Raw genomic sequence first — 19299 nt, 5'->3', positions numbered from 1 at the left:
GCCATGCCCGGCGAGAGCGGTGAAGCGTGCCGACCAACGGTCGGCACCCGCCGCTACCTACCGCAGCAGCGGCAGCAGCAACGCGTGCGCATCCAGCAGCGAGGTCACGATGCGGTGGCCCAGGGCGCGCTGCGCGTCATCCGGGTCCACCAGGTCCGGCACTTGGATCACGGTCATGCCGGCCGCCAGTGCGGCGCGCGTGCCTGCCGGTGAATCCTCCAGTGCCAGGCAGCGCTGCGGGTCCTGCCCGAGCGTGCGGGCGGCCAGCAGATAGATATCCGGCGCCGGCTTCGGCCGCTCCACATCGTTGCCCGCCACCACGGCATCGAAATACGGCAGCAGCCCGGCCGCGGCCAGCTTGCGGTTGGCCCGCGGCTGCCGGGTCGAGGTAGCGACCGCGCGCGGCACGGCGTGCGCCTTCAGCAGCTCCAGCAACTCCATGATGCCCGGCCGCAGCGGCAGGCCATGCTGGGTGCGAGCGTCATACAGATCATGGCAGCTGCCCACCAGCGCCTCGATCGTGCTCTCGCTCAGCCCCTGCTGCTGCAGCAGCGCGCGGCAGTCACGGTCACCCAGGCCCACCATGCGCAGGAAGAAGCGCTCATCCAGCGGCAGCCCGCTGGCCTGCGCCGCCTCGTTCCAGCACGCCAGCGAGACGCGCTCGCTGTCGATCATCAGGCCGTCCATGTCGAAGATGACGGCGTCGGGCAGGAACGGCAGCGCAGCGATCACGGTCATACGGCGAACAGCGTGTCCAGATCGGCGGCATCCAGCATGCGCCACTGGCCTTCGTCCAGGCCCTGCAGGTCCATGCCACCCACCCGGCTGCGGTGCAGTGCCTGCACGTGGTTGCCGGTGGCGGCAAACATGCGGCGTACCTGGTGGTAGCGGCCTTCGTGCAGCACCAGCCGCACCTGGCGCGGGCCCAGCACCTCCAGCTCGGCCGGCAGAAGCGGGGTCTTTTCCGATTCCAGCATCAGCGTGCCGCTGGCGAACAGCGCCACTTCATCGCCGCGCAGGTCTTCGCTCAGCGCCACGTCGTAGACCTTGGGCAGCTTCGACTTGGGCGAGATGATCCGGTGCAGCAGGCCGCCATCGTCGGTCAGCAGCAGCAGGCCGCTGGTTTCGCGGTCCAGGCGGCCGACGGTGGACAGCACCGGGTCGCGGTCGCGGAAACGCGGCGGCAGCAGATCGTAGATCAGGCGGCCGGTGTCCTTGGTCGAACAGGTGTAGCCAGCCGGCTTGTGCAGGGCCAGGGTCAGGCCCGGCGGCGGGTCCAGCGGCTCGCCATCAACCCGCACCGCCTCGTGCGGCACCTGGTCATCGGCGTACAGCACCTCACCGTCGGCATCGGTGATGCGCCCTTCGCGGAACATCCACTGCACCTGCTTGCGGCTGCCGTAGCCCAGGTTGGCGATGTGCTTGACCAGCTTCATCGGCCCTTCCCCTTCACGGCTTCCACCAGCTTGAAGCCATCGCGCTCGGCCACTACGCGCACCGCGCCGAAGCTGTCGTTCAAGGTGTGCTCGTACGGCAGGTGGCGGTTGGCCACTACGTACAGCCGGCCACCGGGGCGCAGCGCCTGCGCGGCCACGGCAATGAAGCGCTGGCCGATGTCCGGGCGGTCGGCACGCGAGGGTGTGTGGAACGGCGGGTTGCTGATGATGACGTCGTAGCCCGGCTCGATGCCGGCGGTCACGTCGCGCCACAGGAAACGCAGCGGCAGCGCGCGCGGCGGCGGCGCCAGATTCAGCTCGGCCAGGGCCAGCGCACGCTGCTCGGCTTCGTACAGGTCCAGCGCGGTGATCTTCGGGCAGCGCTCCAGCAGTTCGCGCGACAGGTAGCCATAGCCGGCGCCCAGATCGGCGGCACGGCCGGCCAGGTCGGCCGGCAGGTGCTCGGCCAGCAGCGCCGAAGCCGGGTCGATGCGGTCCCAGGCAAACACGCCCGGGCGGCTGAGGAAGCGCCCCCCCATGATCGGCCGCACCGCATCCAGTGCGGCCCAGCGCTTGGCCAGGTCGGCATCGTGCTGGCCCTGCAGCGGCGCGGTCCAGTACACCCGGCAATGGTTCTTGGTCAGGCAGCCGCCCAGGCCGGTCAGCTGCTTCAGATCGCCTTCGCCGGAGCGCGCGCCCTCATTATTGGACTGGCAGGCCACGATGCGGCCGCCGTCGGCCACCAGGGCCAGGGCGCGGGCGAACAGCGCGCGGGCTTCTTCGCGCTGGCGCGGCGGCAGCACCAGCACCAGCGGGTAGCGGCCCTTGCCGGCGGCATCGTCCAGCTGCCCGCTGACGGTCCAGCCGCTGGCCTGCAGCGGCTGGGCGAACGGGGCAAAGCTCTGTTCGAAGTGGACCTCGCGGGTGCCGGCCGCTTCGCGCAGCGGCCAGCCATCGCGGGCGCGCAGGAAGGCCACCGGACCCTCCGGCCAGCGCAGGGCGCCGCTGGAAAACGGCAGGAACAGGGTCTGCAGGGGGGCGTCGTCGCTGGCGGCCATCGGCGCGGGTACTGGAAGCGTGAGGGCCGTCCATTGTACCGGCTCGGCCCGCCCCGCCCCGGGCGCGCTTTGCGAAAGTTCAACGGGGCGTTGATGCGCCGCCAACATTGAAGGGTTCAGGGTAAGGGCTCCCCCCGCAACCTATTGGAGCTCCTGCATGCGCGCCTTGTTCGTCGGTGGTGTGGTCGACAACAGTGAAATGGACCTGGAGGGCAGCCATCCGCCCGTGCATTACCCCGAGGACACCGGCGGCGGGCATTCGCGCTACCGCCTGCACCAGATCGGCCATGGTGCCGACGGTGCCGTGGCCTATGCGGTGTATGGGGCCCCGGACCTGGCCGATGACGAAGTCGCCCGCGTGGCCGAAGAACGCGCCTATGCGCGGCGCTTCGAGGCGACGCCTACCGTGTTTGAACATTAGGCAGACCAGCCACGCATGGCGTGGCTCTACTGGGTAGAGCCACCCCGTGGGTGGCTGTGCTCATGGTCTCGGCGGCAACCTGCGCACGCTGGCGATCTCGTCCAGCCACACATAGTGCTGCTGTACGGGCGCATCGTAGTCATCCAGGCGCAGCTGGCCGTTGGTGCCTTCATCACCGGCGTCATTACGGAACTGCTGCACCGTTGGCCTGACTGCCACGATGCCCAGCAGGCGACGACCATCCTGCAGGGTCAGTTCCACCTGCGTTTCGCCTTCCAGCTGTGGCAGCAGGGATTCCAGGCGCGCGATCTGCGCCGGGTCGGTGTGGATACGGGGAGCGATACGGGACATTCGGCGACCTCCTGCACGCAGGGTCGCCGATCAGCCGTGAATGCTCAGTGCAATGCGTCGCCGTTGCGCGCCGCCTGCACGTGGCGCACCGCCGCCACCAGCTGGGCCACCGAATACGGCTTGGCCACATGCTCCTGGAAGCCCGATGCCAGCGCCCGACGGCGATCATCGGCGCGCGCCAGCGCGGTTACCGCCACGGCCGGCAGGGTGGTGGCATCCACCCCCATGTCATCGCGCAGGGTGCGCACCAGCCCATAGCCATCCATGCCCGGCATGCCGATGTCGGTCAGCAGCACGTTGTAGTGCAGATGGCCGTTGTCGGCCAGCAGGGCCAGCGCTTCCACGGCCGAGGTGGCCGCCGATACCGATGCGCCCTGCTCTTCCAGCATGCGCCGCAGGTATTCCAGCACTTCCGGCTGGTCTTCCACCGCCAGCACGTGCAGGCCACGCAGCGGGTACGGCTCCACCACCATCGGTTCGACGATGGGGCCGCTGATCACTTCGCGCAGCGGCCGCTTGTCCGCGTCGGGGTAATGCTGCGGCAGGCGCACGGTGAAGGTGGCACCGTGGCCATGGCCCTCGCTGGCCGCACTGACCGTACCGCCATGCAGTTCCACCAGCTGCTGCACGATGGCCAGGCCCAGCCCCAGGCCGCCATGGCGGCGGGTGGTGGTGCCATCGGCCTGGCGGAACCGGCTGAACAGATGGTTGAGGAATTCAGGCGCAATGCCGTCGCCGGTATCGCGCAGGGTGACCACCCAGTACGCGCCGTCGGCCTGCAGCTGCACGTCGATGCGGCCCTCGGCCGGGGTGAACTTGATGGCGTTGGACAGCAGGTTCCAGAACACCTGCTGCAGGCGCGTGGCATCGCCCAGCACCAGGCAGCGTTCCTCGGGCATCTGCAGGGTGACGTCCAGCGCCTTGCCTTCGGCCACCAGTTCCTGCGCACCCATCGCTTCCACCAGCTGCCCGCGCAGGTCCAGCGATTCCACTTCCAGCTGCACCTTGCCCAGCAGCATGCTGCTCAGGTCCAGCATGTCCGAGATCAGCCGCTTCTGTGCCGTGGCACTGCTGGCGATCACGTTCAGGCCCTTGAACAGCGGGCTGGTGTTGTCCACGCGCTGCAGCAGCAGTTCGCTCCAGCCCAGGATGGTGGTCAGCGGGGTGCGCAGTTCATGCGACAGCGTGGCCAGGAATTCGTCCTTCAGCCGCGCCATGTTTTCCGCCGCGCTGCGTGCTGCGCGTTCGGACTGCAGCAGTTCTTCGCGGGCCAGCTCGATCTCGCGGCGGTCGGTCACGTCCGGGCTGCTGCCGGCCAGGCCAATGAAGCGGCCCATGCGCGAAAAGCGCGGGCGGGCATTCATTTCCAGCCAGCGCCACTGGCCATCGGCACGCCGGGCGCGCACCAGCGCATGCATCGACCGCTGCGCCTTCAGCGCTTCCTGCAGCTCGTACTCGAACACCGAAGCGTCGTCCGGGTGCACCAGTCCGCGCCAGACATCTTCCGGTACGCGGGTTTCGTCGCCACCGAAGAATTCACTGAAGGCGCTGTTGACGAAGCGTGCATGGCCTTTCTCGTCCAGCACCCAGACCGGCATGGGCAGGCCGTCGGCCAGCGCGCTGAAGCGCGCCTCGCTTTCGCCCAGCTCCACTTCAATCTGTTTGCGGGCGGTCACATCGAAGAACAGGATGCCGACCATGTCTTCGCCGGCCTGGCCCACGCGCACGGCGTCGACCGAGAACGAGCGCCCCAGCGCGCGTGCTTCCATTTCGAACTGCGCCGGCCGGCCACTGCGTGCCACATCGCCGTAGATGCGGAACCAGTCGCTTTCGTGGTTCGGCTCCAGCTCGGTCATGCGCTTGCCGCGCGCGTCCTTCAGGCCGGTGTGGCGCTCGAACGCGTCGTTGACCTCTACGAAGCGGTAATCAACGGCACGGCTGCCCTCGAAGATCACGTGAATCACGCAGAAACCGGCGTTGATGCGCTCGAGCACGCCTCGGTGCAGATCGGTTTCCGGCGTGGGGGCCAGCGGGGCTGGGCGCTCGGCGAGGGGCGGCAGTGTGGACAAAGGGGGTCGAGGCAAGCCGGTATGGACGCACAGCATCTTCCAAAGGACGTATTCACAGCGTCAAGCGCCGTCGGTCATGCTTGACGAGCATGAATTCGCGGCAACCACGGCCATTTGTGACGCATTTGGCCATTGCTGCGCCTCCGGGGCAGGCTCACACTCGCCCTGAAACCCCGACCGTCGGCCATCCCGGCCGCAGGAGTCCTGCCATGAACCGTTCGCGTTTCACTACCGCCACGTTGCTGCTGGCCTGTGCCCTGGCCGCCGGCAGCGCCACCGCTGCGCCACGCACGGTCACCGCGCCCGACGCGCCCCGTGCACTGCAGGCCGACGGCCCGGTCAGCGTGAAGTGGACCGATCCGGCGCAGTTCACCGAGCTGCGCCAGACCACCAACCGCTTTGAAGCCGAGCGGGGTGACTGGGTGCAGCAGATCGCCCGCTACATCCAGACCACGGCGGCCAAGCCGCTGCAGCCCGGGCAGACGCTGGATGTGACCGTGACCGACATCAAGCGTGCAGGCGACTATGAGCCGTGGCACGGCCCGCGCGGCAGCGACATCCGGGTCATGCGTGACATCTACCCGCCGCGCATCAGCCTGCAGTACACACTGAAGGATGCCAGCGGCCGCATCGTCAACGAGGGCGAGGCCAAGCTGAGTGACAGCGGCTATCTGCACAACATCGGCGTGCGCAGCGATACCGATCCGCTGCGCTACGAAAAGCGCCTGATCGATGACTGGGTGAAGAAGCAGCTGGCCCCGCAGGTCACCGCCGCGCGGTAAGCCCGCACAGCGCGCGCCTACCGGTGCAGCACGCACCGGTAGGTGTCGACCTTGGTCGACACGCAGAGCGCTACGGGCGTCCCTTAATCCTGGTACACCCGCGCCACGCGCTTCACCGCGCACGGCAACTGGTAGGCACTCACGCCGCAGCGCGGGGCCAGTTCGGCCAGGGTCGGTGCGCTGCCCCAGAGTTCAACCACGCTGCCCACACCGGCCTGCGGGTGGGCGGTCAGGTCCACCGTCAGCATGTCCATCGACACACGGCCAATCAGGCCACCGGGCTGGCCGTCGATCAGCACCGGCGTGCCATTCGGGGCGAACTGCGGGTAACCATCGGCGTACCCCAGCGCCACCACGCCCACGCGGGTACGCGCCTTGGCCACGAAGCGGGCGCCATAGCCCACCGGCTCGCCCGGTTCAATCCAGCGCTCGGCAATCACCTGCGACTGCATGGTCATCACCGGGCGCAGGCGCGCGGTCAGCGCGCTGTCGTCCGGCAGCGGGTTGGCCCCGTACAGCATCAGGCCCGGGCGCACCCAGTCACTGCGCACATCGGGCCAGCCCAGCAGCGCCGGCGAATTGCACACGCTGGTCTCGCCGGACAGGCCGTCGATGGCCGCCTTGAACGTTGCGGCCTGCTCATGCGTGCGCTCGCTGTCCAGCTCATCGGCGCGCGCCAGGTGGGTCATCATCACGATGCGCCCGACCTGCGGCAGCGCCGACAGGCGCGCGTGCGCAGCACGGAAGCCGGCCACGTCCAGGCCCAGCCGGTGCATGCCACTGTCCAGCTTCAGCCAGACCGTCAGCGGGCGCGGGCTGTCGAAGGTGGCCAGCGCCTCCACCTGCCACGGCGAACCCACCGAGAACCACAGGTCATGTTCGGCCACCAGCGGTAGTTCGCTGGCTTCGAAGATGCCTTCCAGCAGCAGGATCGGCGCGCGGATGCCGGCCTGGCGCAGCTCCAAAGCTTCTTCGATGGTGGCCACCGCAAAGCCGTCGGCCTCGCCTTCCAGCGCCTGCGCGCAGCGCACCGCGCCGTGCCCGTAGGCATCGGCCTTGACCACCGCCAGCGCCTTGCCGCCGCCCAGTTCACGGGCCAGGCGGTAGTTGCTGCGCAGCGCGCCCAGATCGATCAGCGCGCGGGCAGGACGCATGCGCGGCTCTCCTGCTGGGGGGCGTGGCCGTACTGGCCGTAACGGAAGATATCCAGGCCCTCGGTGCTGATCTGCGGCTGGCGCGCGCTCATCAGGTCGGCCAGGTAGCGGCCCGAACCACAAGCCATGGTCCAGCCCAGGGTGCCGTGGCCGGTGTTCAGGTACAGGTTGCGCAGCGGGGTGGCGCCGATCACCGGCGTGCCATCCGGGGTAGCCGGGCGCAGGCCGGTCCAGAACTGCGCCTTGGCCAGGTCGCCGCCCTTCGGGTACAGATCGCGCACCACCAGTTCCAGGGTTTCGCGGCGGCGCTGCGACAGCGACAGGTCGAACCCGGCCACTTCGGCCATGCCGCCCACGCGGATGCGGTTGTCGAAACGGGTGACGGCCACCTTGTAGCTCTCGTCCAGGATGGTCGAGGTCGGCGCCATCGCCGGGTCGGTGATCGGCAGGGTCAGCGAATAGCCCTTCAGCGGGTACACCGGCAGGCGCATGCCCAGCGGCGCCACCATGGCCGGCGAATAGCTGCCCAGCGCCACCACCACCCGGTCGGCGGTTTCCACGCGATTGCCGATGCGCACGCCGGTCACCCGGTCGCCTTCGACCTGCAGGCCGGTGATGTCCTGGTCGTAGCGGAATTCCACGCCGGCGTCGGCCGCAAGCTGGGCCAGGCGACGGGTAAACAGCTGGCAGTCACCGGTCTGGTCGCGCGGCAGGCGCAACGCACCCACCAGGCCGTCCACATGGGCCAGCGCAGGCTCGGCCCGGATGATGCCGGCGCGGTCCAGCACTTCGTAGGGCACGCCGTACTGGGCCAGGATCTCGATGTCCTGCGCCGAGGCGTCCAGCTGCTGCTGGGTGCGGAACAACTGGGTGGTGCCCAGGTCGCGGCCTTCGAATTCGATGCCGATCTGCGCGCGCAGCTCGTTCAGGCAGTCGCGGCTGTATTCGGACATGCGCACCATGCGCGCCTTGTTGATCGCATAGCGTTCCTGGGTGCAGTTGCGCAGCATCTGCCACAGCCAGCGGTACTGGGCCAGGTCCATGCCGGGCTTGATCGCCAGCGGCGCATGCTTTTCGAACAGCCAACCGATCGCCTTCTTCGGCACGCCCGGGGCGGCCCACGGCGAGGTGTAGCCGAACGAGAGCTGGCCCGCGTTGGCGAAACTGGTTTCCAGCGCGGGGCCCGGCTGGCGGTCGATGACCGTGACTTCAAAGCCGGCCTGCCGCAGGTACCAGGCACTGGTGGTGCCGATCACGCCGCTGCCAAGAACGAGGACTCGCATGGGGACTCTCCAACCCGATCATTCCCTGCGTTTGAGCACGCCGGGACCACAATTGGGGAAGTATAGGCGCGCATTCCTAGAGCATTTGCCTGTTTTTAGGACTACAGTCAGGCAGTTTCCCTGCGATTCATTCCCCGAGGTTGACGGCCATGGCCACCCGCTCCCGCGAACTGGACAAGATCGACCGCAAGATCCTGCGCATCCTGCAGGCCGAAGGCCGTATTTCCTTCACCGAACTGGGTGAGCGGGTGGGCCTGTCCACCACGCCCTGCACCGAGCGCGTACGCCGGCTGGAACGCGAGGGCGTGATCACCGGGTACCACGCCCACCTGGACCCCACCGCGCTGAAGGCCAGCCTGCTGGTGTTCGTGGAAATCAGCCTGGCCTACAAATCGGGCGACATCTTCGAAGAATTCCGCCGCGCCGCGCTGAAGCTGCCCAACGTACTGGAATGCCATCTGGTGTCGGGCGATTTCGACTATCTGCTGAAGGCGCGCATCAGCGAAATGGCCAGCTACCGCAAGCTGCTGGGCAGCACCCTGCTGACCCTGCCGCATGTGCGCGAGTCCAAGAGCTACATCGTGATGGAAGAAGTGAAAGAGACCTGGGCGCTGCCGATTGCCGACTGAGCGGTGCCGGGGGTGGGGTCAGAGCCCGCTGCGCGGGATCCGACCCCTGGTGGGAATGTGGGGTCAGATCCCGCTGCGCGGGATCCGACCCCTGCCGAGAATGTGGGGTCAGATCCCGCATGGCGGGCTCTGACCCCTGATCGTTCACCGCTGCTGCGGGTGCTTCATGCCGCTCTGCTGGCGGTGGTCCTGCTGCTTGCCGCCCTTGTGCGCCTGCTGCGGGTCCATCTGCTGCTGTTGCTGCTGCTGCGGGTTGCGGCCATGCGGTTCCTTGCCGGACGGACGGTTCTGCTGGTTCTTCATGATCGCGATCCATAGGACGAAGGACATGCGCCGACACCATGCCGGCGCAGCGCCACGGTGGTCCCGCAGCGGTTAATCGCAGGCGAAAAAACGGTGATCGGCACGCACGCGTTTTGCTGGGTTCAGGCCGCTACCCCGGCACGCCCTGTCACGGCTTGATCTGCTGCCCGGTGCCCTGCGGCACGCTGTCGTAGTAGCGCCCGGTGCGTGAGTCGAACACGCGGTTGGGGCCGACCGGCTTCACCCCCGGCACGATGCGGCCGTTGCGGTCGTAGACCTTGTCCGGCAGTGCCGGTGCAGGGGTGGTGGTGATGGGCGCCGGGCCGGTAGCCTTGATTGGCTGCCGGGGCTGCGGTGAAGGCAGCGGTTGCGGCTGCGGGCGTGCCGGCTGCACCGGCGGTGCCACCGGCGGCGGCGCCACCGTGGTGCTGCTGCGGGTGCCGGTCGGGTTGCCGGTGGGCACCTGTGCCTGTGCCACCAGAGGCAGCAGCGCCGACAACAGCAGGACAAGGGGGCGTTTCATGGCACGCTCCAGCGTGGGTTGCCTCCACCATGCGCCCGGCCCCGTGTGCCGCCCATGAATGGCCATCACACTTGCAACGCCGCCCCGCCATCCCCACTTCAGCCAGCATCCCACCGCCCCGGAGAGCCGCATGAGCGCGTTCGACCTCACGCCCCCCACCGCCGCCCAGACCGATGCGCTGGTTGCCGGCCTGAGCGCCGAAGAGCGCCGCGTGCTGCTGCAGCACGGTACCGAGGCGCCGTTCTGCGGCGTGTTCCTGGACAACAAGCGCGACGGCGTCTACTGCTGCCGCCTCTGCGCGCTGCCGCTGTTCCGTTCCAGCACCAAGTTCGATTCGGGCACCGGCTGGCCCAGCTTCTTCGCGCCCTACGACCCGGCGCACGTGCGCGAAATCCGCGACACCAGCCACGGCATGGTGCGTACCGAGATCACCTGCGCCCGCTGTGGCAGCCACCTGGGCCACGTCTTCCCGGACGGCCCGCCGCCCACCTTCGAGCGCCACTGCCTGAATTCGGTCTCACTTTCCTTCACCGGCCAGGGCGAGCCGTGGCCCAATCCGCTGCAGCGCGGCGGCGCAGAGACCGGCACGGCGGACTGAACACCCCCGCCGACCGACTTCACACAATTCGCTCTTCAGAAATCCCGGTGGCGCGCCGACAAGGAGATATCCCCCCTCCTTGCGTCACGCCATGCTCATCATCGTTGGATTCCTGGTCGTCATCATCAGCGTGCTCGGCGGCTACCTCGGTGCCCACGGCCGCCTGGGTGCCCTCTGGCAGCCCTACGAACTGGTCATCATCGGCGGCGCCGCCCTGGGCGCCTTCCTGGTCGGCACGCCGGCCAAGACGGTCAAGCAGACCCTGCAGGCCATGGTCGGCGTGTTCAAGGGCCCGCGCTACAAGCAGCAGGACTACATCGATGTCCTCAGCCTGCTCTATGAACTGCTGAACAAGGCCCGCCGCGAAGGCTTCATGGCGCTGGAAGACCACGTCGAACGCCCCGCCGAAAGTGCCCTGTTCGCCAACTACCCCAAGGTGCAGGCCGACCACCACCTGGTCGATTTCATCACCGACTGCCTGCGCCTGATGATCGGCAGCAACATCGAGCCGCACGAACTGGAACCGCTGCTGGAGCTGGAGCTGGAAAAGCACCACGCCGAAGCCATGGCGCCGTCGCAGGTACTGACCAAGGTGGCCGACGGCCTGCCCGGCTTCGGCATCGTGGCGGCCGTGCTGGGCATCGTCATCACCATGGGCTCGATCGGTGGCGACATCGTTGAAGTGGGCGGCCACGTGGCCGGCGCGCTGGTCGGCACCTTCCTGGGCATCCTGCTGGGCTATGGCTTCGTCGGCCCGATGGCCTCGGCCATGGAAGCCCGCGCCGAACAGGACAGCCGCATCTACGAATCGGTGAAGACCGCGCTGCTGGCCTGCCTGCGTGGCTACAACCCGAAGATCGCGCTGGAATTCGCCCGCAAGACGCTGCCGTCGAACGTGCGCCCGGCGTTCTCCGATTTCGAGCAGCACCTGAAGACGGTCAAGTAAGCCATGGCCGAGACCAAGCCCACCGTCATCGTCCGCAAGGTCAAGAAGGCCGGCCACGGCGGCCACCATGGCGGCTCGTGGAAGGTGGCCTACGCGGACTTCGTGACCGCGATGATGGCCTTCTTCCTGGTGCTGTGGCTGATGGCCAGCACCAGCAAGCCCGAACGCGCGGCCATTTCCGAATACTTCCGCAACCCCAGCCCGCTGGCCGGGCAGAGCCCCACGCCGGCACCGGGCATGGCCGGCCCGGGCGGCGCCAGCACCTCGATGATCAAGCTGGGCGGTGCCACCGATCTGTCCCGCGGCAACAGCAACGACCCCTTCCAGAACCAGAAGCAGGCCATGCAGCAGCCGGTGGACCAGCAGCAGCGCGACAAGCAGCAGCTGGAAGCGCTGATGAAGGAGCTGCAGGAAGCGATCAGCCGCAGCCAGGCGCTGGAACCGTTCAAGGACCAGCTGCTGCTGGACCTGACCCCGGAAGGCCTGCGCATCCAGATCGTGGACAAGCAGAACCGGCCGATGTTCGACCTGGGCAGCGCGTCGCTGAAGCCGTACACGCAGCAGATCCTGCACGAGCTGGCCGAGTACCTGAACCACGTGCCGAACCGGATCAGCCTGACCGGCCACACCGATATCACCGCCTATTCGGCTGCGCGCGGCTACGGCAACTGGGAACTGAGCGCCGACCGCGCCAACGCCGCGCGTCGTGCGCTGGTCGATGGTGGCCTGGAAGACAGCAAGATCACCCGCGTGGTGGGCCTGTCCTCGTCGGTGCTGTTCGACAAGGTGGACCCGCAGAACCCGATCAACCGCCGCATCAGCATCGTGGTGATGACCCACGCTGCCGAAGAGGCCGCGCTGGCCGGTGCCGGCCCGCAGGTGGGGCTGTCGGCCACCACGGTCGACCCGGACGTGAAGGCCGCACAGGGTGAGGCCGCGAGCGGGGTCGGATCCCTTTCCCCCGGTAAGGGCTCTGACCCCTGACCGGTCTCCGCCGGGCATGGCCCGGCGCTACCGCGGGGCGCTGCGATCCGGTAGCGCCGGGCCACGCCCGGCGAGCGCGCAGCGCGGCACCCAGTACAATGGCGGTCTTTCCTTTTCCAGGTGACCCCACCCATGTCCCAGAACTCCAAGGCCAAGCGCGACAAGCGCAAGAAGCAGCAGGCCAAGCGTCCGTTCCTGCGCCTGAACGCCCAGCAGCAGGTGCAGAACCACGCCGTGCTGACCAACGAAGACGGCCAGCCGGTCGCCGCCATCGGCCTGCAGGGCCGCGAGTGGCTGCTGGCCATCGGCGGCCAGACCATGGGCAACGCCGACAACCCGGTGCCGATGCTGGCCATGCTCAAGCACCTGTCCAACGTGCAGGAAAAGGAAGGCCGCAAGGTCAACCTGGAATATTCCGAGCTGCTGCAGAAGCTGCTGGACACCCTGGCCGCCGAAGCCGGCCAGACCGCCGATGAGTACCTGGACAAGCTGGTGTCCGAGTTCGAAGGCGTGGAAGCCGAAGAAGGCGCAGATGCCGGCGCTGAACCGGTGGTGGCCGAAGAAGTCGCTGCCGACGCCGAGGCCCCGGTGGCCGCTGACGCCGACACCGACGGCAAGCCGCAGGCCTGAGCCGGCCACGGCGGTGGCGGTCTACGTCGATGACGCGGTGCATGCCTGGCGCGGACAGCGCTGGGCGCACCTGATGGCCGACACCCTGGCCGAGCTGCACGCCATGGCGGCGCAGCTCGGCATTCCACCGCGGGCCTTCCAGAACAAGGCCAGCGGCGCGCACTACGACGTCAACGCCGAACTGCGCGCGCAGGCGATCGCCCTCGGCGCCCGCGCCATTTCCCGGCACAGCGACCGCGCTCTCGTCAAAGCTGTGATCGCCAACGCCCGCGCCCAGTACCGGCCGTAGGCCGGTACGGGTAGCGCCGGGCCATGCCCGGCGAGCGCGCAGCGCGGTGAGAAGCCGCCGGGCATGGCCCGGCGCTACCGATCAGAACGGGTCGCTGCCCAGCCGCACTTCCACGTTCAGCAACGAACACAGCGCAAGCAGCGCATCGTCGTCGCGGGTCAGCGCCATCCAGCCAGTGAAGCCGCCGCTGCCAGCATCCACGCTCCACAGCGTGTAGTTGTGCTCGCGCAGGCGGTCGAAGGCGGTGGACATCAGCTGCACCCCGTCCAGGTCTTCGGCGAAATCCTCGTCGTCCAGGTCGCCACCCCAGTCCAGCTGCAGGTTGAAGCGCGCCGACAGCTCGTTCACCGCCGACTGCAGCGATTCCAGATCATCGCGCTCCACCTCGAACCCGGACTGCCAGGCGATGGCGGTGAACAGCGCGGGCAGCCAGTCCGCGTCGGCCTCCAGCGGCTCGCCGGCCTCGGCCAGCATCTCGCGCCAGCGGTTGAACTGCTGCAGGGCCAGCTCATCATCGCCGGGGTTGATCAGTACCAGCAGGTTCCAGATGCGGGCCTCGAAGTCGTCCTCGTCGAAATCGTGGGCGTCTTCCTCGAAGTCGAAATAGTCGCTGTTGTCGGGCATGACGGGCATTCCTGTGGGGCAGGCCGGCATTCTACGGTTTATCCTGTGCCGCTGAAGCCGGCCGTGGTGGCCGTCACTGTGAATGATGCGATGAGCGATACCCCTCCCGACCACCTGGCCATCAACCCGGCCAGCCCCTTCCACGATGCGCAGGCGCTGGAGCGCGGCGTGGGCGTGCGCTTCAACGATGTCGAGCGTGACAACGTCGAGGAATACTCGGTCAGCGAAGGCTGGATCCGCGTGCAGGCCGGCAAGGCGCGCGACCGCCGCGGCAACCCGATGACCATCAAGGTCAAGGGCAAGGTCGAGGTGTACTTCCTGGAACAGAAGCCGGAATAACCCGGCTCTCGTAGAGTCGAGCTTGCTCGACTGTTTTGAGCTTGCTCGACTGCGTTGAGAAAGAGCAGTCGAGCAAGCTCGACTCTACGTTCCAGGGTCAGCCGCGCAGCGGCATGGGCCGGGTCGGTCAGCCGCGCAGCGGCATGGGCCGGGTCGGTCAGCCGCGCTGGCGCGATTCCAGCAGGTCCAGGTTGCGGATCAGGCGCCGCGAGATCTCATCGGAAATCACCCCGCGCCGGGTCAGCCGGAACAGCTCCTCGCGTTCGGCATTCAGGCCCGCGCTGCGCAGCTGGCGGTAGCCCTGCTCCATCCGCTTCACCTTGTCCGGGTCCACGTCGGGGCCTTCGTTGTCCTTTTCCAGGTGCCGCTGGTACAGCAGGCTGACCCGCGATGCAGCGTCATTGAACAGCTGCACGTTGTCGGTGTTCTGGTTCATCACCAGCTGCTGGCGCATGCGCTCCACCCCGGCCAGTGCGGCCTTGGAAGACAGCTTGCGGGCCAGGTCCTCTTCCTTGCGCTCGCCCGAATCAGCCGGCAGCTGCAGGCCCTTCAGCAGCTGCGGCAAGGCCACGCTGGCGCCCACCAGTGAGAACAGGATGACCGCTGCGGCCAGGAAGATGACCAGGTCACGCGCGGGGAACGGGCTGCCATCGGGCAGGAACAGCGGCAGGGTCAGCACGCCGGCCAGGGTGATGGCACCGCGCACGCCGGCCACCGAGGTGGCCACCACGATGCGCCAGCTCGGTGCCTCGCCATGCTGCAGGCCACGGCGGCGCGCGCGCAGCAGGTTCCAGCGCAGCGACAGCCACACCCACAGCAGGCGCAGCGCGATCAGCATCGCGTTGATCACCACCACGTACACCAGCAGCCACCAGGCGCTCTGATGGCCGGTCTCGTTCATGGTGGTGGTCGCGCGCTCGACGATGCCCGGCAACTGCTCGCCCAGCAGCACGAACATGATGCCGTTGAAGCTGAACTGCAGCATGTTCCAGACCCCGGCGCGCTGCACGCGCATGCTGCCGGACACGCGACCGGTCAGCTCCACGTAGCTCATCGCAATGCCGGCGGCCACGGCCGCAAGGATGCCCGAGGCATGGATCTCTTCGGCCAGCAGATAGGCCGCGAACGGAATCAGCAGGTTCACCAGCATGGCCGCGCCGGGCTCTTCGCCGAAGCGGCGCCACAGCCAGCGCTGGAAGGTGGACACGCCCAGGGTGACCGCCACGCCCACCGCCAGGCCCGCCACAGCCACCCACAGGAAGGTGAGCGAGGCGGTGGCCAGCGAGAACGATCCGGTCATCACTGCGGCCACCGCGAAGCGGAAGCAGACCAGGCCGGAGGCATCGTTCAACAGCGATTCGCCTTCCAGGATGTGCATCAACCGCTTGGGAATGGGCGCCTTCGAAGCGATTGCCCCCACCGCCACCGGATCGGTGGGCGAGACGATGGCCGCCAGCGCGAAGCACACTGCCAGCGGCATCACCGGAATCATCCAGTGGATCAGCAGGCCGGCGCCGATGACGGTGAACACCACCAGGCCGAAAGCCAGTTCCAGGATCGCGCCCTTGTCGCGGAACAGGCCTTGTTTGGGAATACGCCAGCCATCGAGGAACAGCAGCGGCGGCAGGAACAGCAGGAAGAACACTTCCGGTTCCAGCGCATGGCCGCGGTTGAACACCCCGGCGATGACCGCGCCCAGGCCGATCTGCACCAGCGGCAGCGGCAGTGAAAAGGGCAGGACGCGAACCAGGTAACCGCTGGCGACAACGGCCACCAGCATCGCCAGGACGACTTCGATGGTGTGCATGCTTCTTCCGGGAAGCGGCGCGTGGGGCCGGAAAAACCGGTGTGCGCCGGAGACAGGAAAAAAACTTAGCACAGCTGGCGGCCGCTGCGGCCGCCCGTATGAATGCGCGTCAGGGCGGCGACAGCAAACGCGCCGCGATCCAGTCCCGGGTGTCCTGTTGCATGTCCGCGGACAAGGTATGCCCCACCGGGTAATCGCGCAGCCGGTGAGCCACGCCCAGCCCCTGCAGGCGCTGCGAGGCAGATTCGGCCAGCGCAAACGGCAGCTTGTCATCCTGCCGCCCGTGCACCACCAGGCCGTCCAGCCCGGCGCCGGCCACATCGGCCGGAATCAGCGGCGCGATCTCCGGCAGGATGCGCCCGCACAGGATCGCGAAGGACTTCACCCGCTCCGGCGCGGTCAGCGCCACGCTGGCACTCATGATGCCGCCCTGGCTGAAGCCGGCCAGCACGGTCTGCCGCGCATCCAGCCCCAGCCGCTGCTGCTGCACGGCCAACCAGTCGCGCAGCAGCACCCGCGACGCTTCGGCCTGGGCCGGATCGATCACCGGCCCCTGCGCGCCGAAGCGCACGGTGAACCAGCCGAACGCCTGCGGCCCGAACGCCAGCGGTGCGCGCGGCAGCAGCACGTGCAGGCGCGGATCGAGCGTGCTGGCCAGCGCGGCCAGCGACTGCTCGTTGCTGCCCACGCCGTGCAGCAGTACCACCAGGCCCTGCGCCCTGCCCTGCGCCGGCCGCTCCAGCACCGGCGTCAGCACGGGGTTCATGCGGCCTCCTGCACGGGCGCGGCGCCATCGAAGCGGTACAGGTCCATCGCCAGCATGCCCGCATCGATACCCGCATCGATGCGGGTGGCACCGAAATCATCGCCGCCGGCCGCGCCCATGGCGAAGTACAACGGCAGCAGATGCTCGTCGGTGGGATGCGCGCGCTCGGCAAACGGCGCCTGGCGGCGGTAGTCGAACAGCGCATCGCGATCGTTGGCCGCCAGTCGCTGTTCCACCCATTCAATAAAGGGGCGCACGTAGGGCGCTTCCTTGCCGTCCTGGTAGTCGCGCCAGTCATGCAGGTTGTGGGTGATGCTGCCTGAGCCGACCAGCAGCACGCCCTGTTCGCGCAGCGGCGCCAGCGCACGGCCCAGCGCGAACTGGTGCTGCGGCCCCAGCATCGGCTGGATCGACAGCGGCACCACCGGAATATCGGCCTGCGGGCGCAGCAGCCGCAGCGGCACCCAGGCGCCATGGTCCAGCCCGCGCTGCGCATCCAGCGCCACCGGCAGGCCGGCCGCAGCGATGCGCCCGGCCACTTCTTCGGCCAGCGCGGGGTCGCCAGGCGCCGGGTACTGCAGCTCGAACAGCGCGCGCGGGAAGCCGCCGAAATCGTGGATGGTGGGCGGCTGCGGATGCGCGCCGACCAGCGGCTGGCGCGCCAGCCAGTGCGCCGATGCCATCACGATGGCACGCGGAGTGGGCAGGTCGCGGGCCAGTTCGGCCAGCCGCACGCCCACCTGCCCCGGGTGCAGGGCGGTCATCGGCGAGCCGTGGGAGATGTACAGCGAAGGCAGGCGGGACATGAGGTTCTCCAGATACGGGGGGAAGCGGCGATCAGCGCGAACGCAGGGTCCAGCGGCCATCGCCCAGCAGGAACAGCACCACCAGCGCCAGCGCCCAGAACGCCGGGTATTCCCAGCCACCGCCGGCGTTGGCGAAGCCGAAACCGTTGGCGCCGTGCACAGTCACGATCGTGCCCAGCAGCAGCGGCACGCCCAGCAGGCCCACCCAGCGCGCGTACACGCCCAGCAGCAGGGCCGCCGCGATCGCCAGCTCGACCACGATGGTCAGGTAGCCCAGCGCGCCCGGCAGGCCCAGCGATGCAAAGAACGCGGCGGTACCGGCGGGGGTGAACACCAGCAGCTTGGTCAGCGCGTGCACCAGGAACAGGCCGCCCAGGGCCAGGCGCAGCACGGTGGCGGCATACGGGGCCAGCGGCGAAACGGCAGCAGCGGAGGTTTTCATGGAGGCGTACCTCAGGGAGAGTGCGTACAGGTTATTGCGCAGCCGTCAGCCGATAAATACGATGAAACGACCGTATTTATTTCAGAAGGCGCAACAATGGACACTCTGGACGCCATGCGCGTGTTCGTGGCCGTGGTCGAGCGCAACGGGTTCAGTGCCGCCGCCGAGGCACTGGGCGTATCCACGGCCGGGGTCACCCGGCAGGTGGCCGCGCTGGAAAAGCGCCTGTCCACCCGCCTGCTGCACCGCACTACCCGCCGGGTCAGCCCCACCAGCGCAGGCGCCGCCTACTACGCGCAGTGCGTGCGCCTGCTGGCCGAATTCGACGCGCTGGAAGCCAGCGTCGGAGCGCAGGCGCTGGAACCGTCGGGCACGCTGCGCATCAACGCACCGGTCAGCTGGGGCATCGCCCGGCTGGGGCCGCTGTTGGCCGGCTACCGGCAACGCTACCCGCAGGTGGAACTGGACCTGGCGCTGTCCGACCGTCTGGTGGACATGGTGGAAGAAGGCTACGACGTGGCCCTGCGCATTACCCGCGAACCCAGCCCGGCGCTGATCGCCCGGCGCCTGGGCCAGGCCCGCATCACCCTGTGCGCGGCACCGGCATACCTGGCCGCGCGTGGCACGCCGGCCACGCCGCAGGATCTGGCGACGCACGACTGCCTGGGCTACAGCTACTGGGCCTCGGGCAACCAGTGGCCGCTGCAGGGGCCCGGCGGCGAAGTTCGCGTGGCGGTGAACAGCATCCTGCAGGCCAACAACGGCGACGTGCTGCGCGAAGCCGCCATCGCCGGCCTGGGCGTGATCCTGCAGCCCGATTTCCTGCTGGAACAGGCGCTGGCCGATGGCCGCCTGGTGCGCGTGCTGCCCGAGTGGGAAGTGCCGCCGATCGGCATCTTCGCCGTATACACCAGCCGCAGCCATCTGGCACCGAAGGTGCGCAGTTTCATTGATTACCTGGTGGACGCCGGGGTGTGAATGCATCCGCCGGGCATGGCCCGGCGCTACCCCCTGCGCCGATGACACGGTAGCGCCGGGCCATGCCCGGCGGGTTTGCAC

Annotated in this window: 24 protein-coding genes; 10 read left to right on the top strand and 14 right to left on the bottom strand. The window is 68.4% G+C overall.

What is annotated here, in order from left to right:
- Positions 1–57: 57 nt before the first annotated feature.
- From C1931_RS02605 to C1931_RS02595, 3 genes are read right to left on the bottom strand one after another with little or no spacing between them, the layout of a single operon-like run.
- Positions 58–738 (bottom strand): HAD family phosphatase, encoded by a 681-nt coding sequence (locus C1931_RS02605; RefSeq protein WP_108755312.1) that lies wholly within the window; start codon positions 736–738, stop codon positions 58–60.
- A complete protein-coding gene (locus C1931_RS02600; protein WP_108755311.1) occupies positions 735–1436 on the bottom strand; it encodes a pseudouridine synthase in 702 nt (233 codons plus the stop codon). The genes C1931_RS02605 and C1931_RS02600 overlap by 4 nt, the downstream gene beginning before the upstream one ends.
- On the bottom strand, positions 1433–2494 hold the full coding sequence (locus C1931_RS02595) for a class I SAM-dependent methyltransferase (protein WP_108752058.1): 1062 nt from the start codon (positions 2492–2494) through the stop codon (positions 1433–1435). The genes C1931_RS02600 and C1931_RS02595 overlap by 4 nt, the downstream gene beginning before the upstream one ends.
- A gap of 157 nt (positions 2495–2651) precedes the next feature.
- On the opposite strand from C1931_RS02595, the gene C1931_RS02590 reads away from it, so the two are divergent.
- Positions 2652–2915, top strand: coding sequence for a hypothetical protein (locus C1931_RS02590; RefSeq protein ID WP_108748382.1), 264 nt, complete (start codon positions 2652–2654; stop codon positions 2913–2915).
- Positions 2916–2975: 60 nt separating this feature from the next.
- On the opposite strand, the gene C1931_RS02585 is transcribed toward C1931_RS02590, so the two are convergent.
- Both C1931_RS02585 and C1931_RS02580 read right to left on the bottom strand, forming a co-directional pair.
- The gene (locus tag C1931_RS02585) at positions 2976–3266 is read right to left on the bottom strand and encodes a DUF3247 family protein (protein WP_108755310.1); all 291 of its coding nucleotides are present in this window, start codon (positions 3264–3266) and stop codon (positions 2976–2978) included.
- 44 nt (positions 3267–3310) lie between these two features.
- The gene (locus tag C1931_RS02580; protein WP_234412867.1) at positions 3311–5371 is read right to left on the bottom strand and encodes an ATP-binding protein; all 2061 of its coding nucleotides are present in this window, start codon (positions 5369–5371) and stop codon (positions 3311–3313) included.
- A 173-nt stretch (positions 5372–5544) separates the two neighbouring features.
- Here C1931_RS02580 and C1931_RS02575 point away from each other — a divergent pair, with 173 nt between their 5' ends.
- On the top strand, positions 5545–6117 hold the full coding sequence (locus C1931_RS02575) for a DUF3016 domain-containing protein (protein ID WP_108752056.1): 573 nt from the start codon (positions 5545–5547) through the stop codon (positions 6115–6117).
- An 83-nt stretch (positions 6118–6200) separates the two neighbouring features.
- On the opposite strand, the gene alr is transcribed toward C1931_RS02575, so the two are convergent.
- Together alr and C1931_RS02565 are read right to left on the bottom strand one after the other, a co-directional pair.
- A complete protein-coding gene (alr, locus tag C1931_RS02570; RefSeq protein WP_108755309.1) occupies positions 6201–7271 on the bottom strand; it encodes an alanine racemase in 1071 nt (356 codons plus the stop codon).
- Complete coding sequence (locus tag C1931_RS02565) at positions 7250–8554, bottom strand: D-amino acid dehydrogenase (RefSeq protein ID WP_108755308.1); 1305 nt, start codon at positions 8552–8554, stop codon at positions 7250–7252. The genes alr and C1931_RS02565 overlap by 22 nt, the downstream gene beginning before the upstream one ends.
- Positions 8555–8703: 149 nt before the next feature.
- Between C1931_RS02565 and C1931_RS02560 the strand changes: the two genes are divergently transcribed.
- Positions 8704–9183 carry a winged helix-turn-helix transcriptional regulator gene (locus C1931_RS02560; RefSeq protein ID WP_108748377.1) on the top strand — a complete coding sequence of 160 codons (480 nt, stop codon included), beginning with the start codon at positions 8704–8706 and terminating at the stop codon, positions 9181–9183.
- Between the two features lie 144 nt (positions 9184–9327).
- Here C1931_RS02560 and C1931_RS02555 read toward each other — a convergent pair whose 3' ends face one another.
- Positions 9328–9513, bottom strand: a complete 186-nt coding sequence (locus C1931_RS02555; RefSeq protein WP_108755307.1) for a lana protein — start codon at positions 9511–9513, stop codon at positions 9328–9330.
- A gap of 121 nt (positions 9514–9634) precedes the next feature.
- On the bottom strand, positions 9635–10009 hold the full coding sequence (locus tag C1931_RS02550; protein WP_108755306.1) for a classical arabinogalactan protein 4: 375 nt from the start codon (positions 10007–10009) through the stop codon (positions 9635–9637).
- 130 nt (positions 10010–10139) lie between these two features.
- Here C1931_RS02550 and msrB point away from each other — a divergent pair, with 130 nt between their 5' ends.
- The 5 genes from msrB to C1931_RS02525 all read left to right on the top strand — a co-directional run bounded on the left by msrB (position 10140) and on the right by C1931_RS02525 (position 13456).
- Positions 10140–10607 (top strand): peptide-methionine (R)-S-oxide reductase MsrB, encoded by a 468-nt coding sequence (msrB, locus tag C1931_RS02545; RefSeq protein ID WP_108748374.1) that lies wholly within the window; start codon positions 10140–10142, stop codon positions 10605–10607.
- Between the two features lie 91 nt (positions 10608–10698).
- Positions 10699–11553, top strand: a complete 855-nt coding sequence (gene motA, locus C1931_RS02540; protein ID WP_108752051.1) for a flagellar motor stator protein MotA — start codon at positions 10699–10701, stop codon at positions 11551–11553.
- Positions 11554–11556: 3 nt separating this feature from the next.
- Complete coding sequence (motB, locus tag C1931_RS02535) at positions 11557–12537, top strand: flagellar motor protein MotB (protein WP_108755305.1); 981 nt, start codon at positions 11557–11559, stop codon at positions 12535–12537.
- Between the two features lie 132 nt (positions 12538–12669).
- Entirely contained in the window at positions 12670–13167 is a 498-nt protein-coding gene (locus C1931_RS02530) for a hypothetical protein (protein WP_108755304.1), read from the top strand.
- 13 nt (positions 13168–13180) lie between these two features.
- Positions 13181–13456 carry a DUF4031 domain-containing protein gene (locus C1931_RS02525; protein ID WP_108755303.1) on the top strand — a complete coding sequence of 92 codons (276 nt, stop codon included), beginning with the start codon at positions 13181–13183 and terminating at the stop codon, positions 13454–13456.
- Positions 13457–13537: 81 nt separating this feature from the next.
- Here C1931_RS02525 and C1931_RS02520 read toward each other — a convergent pair whose 3' ends face one another.
- Positions 13538–14080 (bottom strand): hypothetical protein, encoded by a 543-nt coding sequence (locus C1931_RS02520; protein WP_108748369.1) that lies wholly within the window; start codon positions 14078–14080, stop codon positions 13538–13540.
- Between the two features lie 90 nt (positions 14081–14170).
- On the opposite strand from C1931_RS02520, the gene C1931_RS02515 reads away from it, so the two are divergent.
- Positions 14171–14419, top strand: coding sequence for a DUF3297 family protein (locus C1931_RS02515; RefSeq protein WP_108751456.1), 249 nt, complete (start codon positions 14171–14173; stop codon positions 14417–14419).
- Positions 14420–14576: 157 nt separating this feature from the next.
- On the opposite strand, the gene C1931_RS02510 is transcribed toward C1931_RS02515, so the two are convergent.
- The 4 genes from C1931_RS02510 to C1931_RS02495 form a co-directional block, all read right to left on the bottom strand.
- Complete coding sequence (locus C1931_RS02510) at positions 14577–16226, bottom strand: Na+/H+ antiporter (protein ID WP_108755302.1); 1650 nt, start codon at positions 16224–16226, stop codon at positions 14577–14579.
- Positions 16227–16335: 109 nt separating this feature from the next.
- Positions 16336–16992, bottom strand: coding sequence for an alpha/beta fold hydrolase (locus tag C1931_RS02505; protein ID WP_108755301.1), 657 nt, complete (start codon positions 16990–16992; stop codon positions 16336–16338).
- A complete protein-coding gene (locus C1931_RS02500; protein ID WP_108755300.1) occupies positions 16989–17798 on the bottom strand; it encodes a class III extradiol ring-cleavage dioxygenase in 810 nt (269 codons plus the stop codon). Before C1931_RS02500 ends, C1931_RS02505 begins: the two co-directional genes overlap by 4 nt.
- Before the next feature lie 31 nt (positions 17799–17829).
- Positions 17830–18240, bottom strand: a complete 411-nt coding sequence (locus C1931_RS02495) for a DoxX family protein (protein WP_108752044.1) — start codon at positions 18238–18240, stop codon at positions 17830–17832.
- 96 nt (positions 18241–18336) lie between these two features.
- Between C1931_RS02495 and C1931_RS02490 the strand changes: the two genes are divergently transcribed.
- On the top strand, positions 18337–19218 hold the full coding sequence (locus C1931_RS02490) for a LysR family transcriptional regulator (protein WP_108755299.1): 882 nt from the start codon (positions 18337–18339) through the stop codon (positions 19216–19218).
- The last annotated feature ends 81 nt before the right edge of the window (positions 19219–19299 follow it).

Origin of the sequence: Stenotrophomonas sp. YAU14A_MKIMI4_1 (genome assembly GCF_003086855.1) — a bacterium.
Lineage (GTDB): Bacteria > Pseudomonadota > Gammaproteobacteria > Xanthomonadales > Xanthomonadaceae > Stenotrophomonas.
This window is presented reverse-complemented; position numbering and strand designations above follow the sequence as displayed.

Coding starts and splice junctions, on each gene's coding strand:
- C1931_RS02510 (WP_108755302.1), bottom strand. CDS start 16,226: ATGCACACCATCGAAGTCGTCCTGGCGATGCTGGTGGCCGTTGTCGCC.
- C1931_RS02520 (WP_108748369.1), bottom strand. CDS start 14,080: ATGCCCGACAACAGCGACTATTTCGACTTCGAGGAAGACGCCCACGAT.
- C1931_RS02555 (WP_108755307.1), bottom strand. CDS start 9,513: ATGTCCTTCGTCCTATGGATCGCGATCATGAAGAACCAGCAGAACCGT.
- C1931_RS02595 (WP_108752058.1), bottom strand. CDS start 2,494: ATGGCCGCCAGCGACGACGCCCCCCTGCAGACCCTGTTCCTGCCGTTT.
- C1931_RS02590 (WP_108748382.1), top strand. CDS start 2,652: ATGCGCGCCTTGTTCGTCGGTGGTGTGGTCGACAACAGTGAAATGGAC.
- C1931_RS02560 (WP_108748377.1), top strand. CDS start 8,704: ATGGCCACCCGCTCCCGCGAACTGGACAAGATCGACCGCAAGATCCTG.
- C1931_RS02580 (WP_234412867.1), bottom strand. CDS start 5,371: ATGCTGTGCGTCCATACCGGCTTGCCTCGACCCCCTTTGTCCACACTG.
- motB (WP_108755305.1), top strand. CDS start 11,557: ATGGCCGAGACCAAGCCCACCGTCATCGTCCGCAAGGTCAAGAAGGCC.
- C1931_RS02505 (WP_108755301.1), bottom strand. CDS start 16,992: ATGAACCCCGTGCTGACGCCGGTGCTGGAGCGGCCGGCGCAGGGCAGG.
- C1931_RS02515 (WP_108751456.1), top strand. CDS start 14,171: ATGAGCGATACCCCTCCCGACCACCTGGCCATCAACCCGGCCAGCCCC.
- msrB (WP_108748374.1), top strand. CDS start 10,140: ATGAGCGCGTTCGACCTCACGCCCCCCACCGCCGCCCAGACCGATGCG.
- C1931_RS02500 (WP_108755300.1), bottom strand. CDS start 17,798: ATGTCCCGCCTGCCTTCGCTGTACATCTCCCACGGCTCGCCGATGACC.
- C1931_RS02530 (WP_108755304.1), top strand. CDS start 12,670: ATGTCCCAGAACTCCAAGGCCAAGCGCGACAAGCGCAAGAAGCAGCAG.
- alr (WP_108755309.1), bottom strand. CDS start 7,271: ATGCGTCCTGCCCGCGCGCTGATCGATCTGGGCGCGCTGCGCAGCAAC.
- motA (WP_108752051.1), top strand. CDS start 10,699: ATGCTCATCATCGTTGGATTCCTGGTCGTCATCATCAGCGTGCTCGGC.
- C1931_RS02600 (WP_108755311.1), bottom strand. CDS start 1,436: ATGAAGCTGGTCAAGCACATCGCCAACCTGGGCTACGGCAGCCGCAAG.
- C1931_RS02585 (WP_108755310.1), bottom strand. CDS start 3,266: ATGTCCCGTATCGCTCCCCGTATCCACACCGACCCGGCGCAGATCGCG.
- C1931_RS02565 (WP_108755308.1), bottom strand. CDS start 8,554: ATGCGAGTCCTCGTTCTTGGCAGCGGCGTGATCGGCACCACCAGTGCC.
- C1931_RS02490 (WP_108755299.1), top strand. CDS start 18,337: ATGGACACTCTGGACGCCATGCGCGTGTTCGTGGCCGTGGTCGAGCGC.
- C1931_RS02605 (WP_108755312.1), bottom strand. CDS start 738: ATGACCGTGATCGCTGCGCTGCCGTTCCTGCCCGACGCCGTCATCTTC.
- C1931_RS02550 (WP_108755306.1), bottom strand. CDS start 10,009: ATGAAACGCCCCCTTGTCCTGCTGTTGTCGGCGCTGCTGCCTCTGGTG.
- C1931_RS02495 (WP_108752044.1), bottom strand. CDS start 18,240: ATGAAAACCTCCGCTGCTGCCGTTTCGCCGCTGGCCCCGTATGCCGCC.
- C1931_RS02575 (WP_108752056.1), top strand. CDS start 5,545: ATGAACCGTTCGCGTTTCACTACCGCCACGTTGCTGCTGGCCTGTGCC.